1 protein-coding gene is annotated in these 1,363 nt (G+C 72.7%); it reads right to left on the reverse strand.

Translation table 11 applies throughout. The features are described from left to right. Positions 1 to 43 precede the first annotated feature (43 nt). Positions 44 to 1,141 (reverse strand): NADP-dependent oxidoreductase, encoded by a 1,098-nt coding sequence (locus ESO86_RS17040; RefSeq protein ID WP_129235969.1) that lies wholly within the window; start codon positions 1,139 to 1,141, stop codon positions 44 to 46. Positions 1,142 to 1,363 lie beyond the last annotated feature (222 nt).

Genomic DNA, 1,363 nt, shown 5'->3' on the forward strand with positions numbered 1-1,363 from the left:
GGGCGCCCGCCCGGACGCCCGCCCGGCCGGACGCCGGCCCGGCTCAGGCGCGGGGACCGCTCGGCTCCACCACGGGGATGGATCCGGTCCGCAGTTGCCGGGCGCGACCGTCGCCGATGACCGGCGGCAGGACGCCCTCGACCGACATCCGCTCGTGCGGGGTCGGGACGCCGATGGTGAGGTCCTGCTGCTTGAGCCGAGACGGCTTCACCTTCTGGCCGGGGTAGTCGACGAGGTTCATGCCGATGACGATCTTCCCGGGGGCGTCGCGCCGGTCGAGCTCCCGGTAGGCGTCGGCGATGTCGGCGAGCGGGAACACGTCGGCGATCGGCAGTCGGACCTGCCGGTCGGCGATGAGCTGCGCGATGCGCCCGAGCGCGATGGTGTCGCCCGCGTACAGCTTGACCGCGTCGTCGTCCTCGACCGCGTCCCAGTCCGTCGTCGTGAACACGCGCGACGCCGGGACCCCGAGCTCCGCGGCCTCCGCGGCCTGGCCTCCGAGGAAGTCGACGAACGCGGTGACCTGCCGATCGGTGATGCTCCGGATGCGCGATGCGAGGTCGGGCCCGTACGCGATCGGCACGATCCCGAACTGGCGGACGAAGTCGAACCGCGACTCGGTCGTGGTGCCGATCACCACCGCACCGCGAACCCGCGCGAGCTGCGCCGCGAGGCACCCGATCCCGCCCGCGACCGCGGTGATCACCACGACGTCGTTGGGGCCGAGGTTCAGGCCGTCGACGGCGGCGAGCGCGGTCGTCCCCGCGACGTACAGCGACCCGGCGACCTCCCAGGACACCGACGCCGGCTTGGGGAGGAGCTGCGATGCGGGCGCGACGACGAAGGTCGCCTGGGCTCCTCGCGAGACGAATCCCATCACCTCGTCGCCGCGCCGGAACCGCGTCACGCCGTCCCCGATCGCGTCCACCACCCCTGCGACGTCGCGGCCCTGGCCGGATGGGAACTCGACCGGCCAGCGATCGGGATGGTCGCCTCGACGCACCGCCGTCTCCACGGGCGAGATCCCGCTCGCGAACACCTTGACGCGCACTTCCCCTGGGCCGGGCTCCGGGACCGGGACCTCGGTCACCTCGAGCACGTCGGGCCCCCCATACCGGTTGAATCGCACTGCCTGTGCCATGTCCGTCACCCCCGAAACGACGCTGTTGATTCAGAGTGCGCCCGGATCATGTGAGCGGCGTGGGAGCCACCTGTGATTTCGATACGTGCGCATAGACCGTGGGCGAACGCGAACCGCCGGGAGGGCATCGGGCCGCGCGGGCACGGGGGTCCCTCGGCGTCAGCGCGCGGCGCGGGCGGCGAGCGCGGCCTCGTAGAGGTCTCGCTTGCCGAGGCCCGTCTC

Origin of the sequence: Agromyces binzhouensis, assembly GCF_004135055.1 — a bacterium.
Classification (GTDB): domain Bacteria; phylum Actinomycetota; class Actinomycetes; order Actinomycetales; family Microbacteriaceae; genus Agromyces; species Agromyces binzhouensis.